General features: G+C 31.1%; 1 protein-coding gene. It reads right to left on the reverse strand.

The genetic code is table 11. From position 1 onward, the window contains the following. Positions 1-4 precede the first annotated feature (4 nt). Positions 5-970 (reverse strand): Cj0814 family flagellar-dependent secreted protein (locus tag CQA69_RS08855; protein WP_137621403.1); only part of this gene is annotated, 966 nt, incomplete at its 5' end.

Below are 970 nucleotides of genomic sequence, written 5' to 3' on the forward strand. Positions count from 1 at the left end.
AAACCTAAACCCTAGTTTGTCCTATAAGATTATTAAGTCTATCCATTATAGAACCAACATAAGAATTGATACTTTCACTACTTGCTTTCCAACCGTTAGCAATGGCTTGTTTAATCTCAGCGTCCAAGGCCCAATTGCCTTCATTGGCTTTTGGATCTATACCCTTTTCATACATATAAAGCTCTCCAGCCATATAACCTCTATCAAGTTTATATTTTAATAAACTTGCAAAATCAACCTTACCTGTCATGATGTCAGTTAAATCAGCACCAGCAGTTGTAAAACTCTCCTTAGCCATAGCTGTATTATAAGCTTCTATTTTTGGATTAAGTGTAGTATTTAAACTTTCAACAGGTTGTCCATTGTGAGCTTTTAAAAAACTCATAAATAAATCTTCTTTAGTATAAGTTCCATCTTCATTTTTTGGATAAAATGACATATCAGGTTTAAAATCACATTCATACTTAGCTTGAGAAACATTTTTTATTTCTTCTAAGGATAAACCTAAGGTTTCAGGTTTTAAACCATTAATCATATATCCAGAATCAGCCCAAAGATCATCAGCTTCTTTAGCTTGTTCTGGTGTTTTATAGATATTTGAAACCGATGAATTTGAAAAATCTTTTAAATGAGTGATATTCATTCTATTATTTGGCTCATTAAAATCTATCCATTTAGTTCCACCTACAGCATATCCACTAGGCATAGCATTAATATCTGCTTCACTAAAACTTGTTTTATCACTTGGAAAGCTTTGGCTTAAAGCATTAGAAAAAAGATTGTAATATTGTTTAATGGTTTCAGCCATATCTATATTAGAATAATATTTATCTATGCCAAAATATTTTTTTTCATGCAATATAATAGGTTCATTCTCAGCCACCCTCTCTATCTCATCCAAAGTAGATTTATGTATTTTAAAATCTTTTGGTAATCCTGCAGCTTCATTAAAGTCTTCTCCCATATAACC

Source organism: Campylobacter estrildidarum, from assembly GCF_005406205.1.
GTDB lineage: Bacteria > Campylobacterota > Campylobacteria > Campylobacterales > Campylobacteraceae > Campylobacter_D > Campylobacter_D estrildidarum.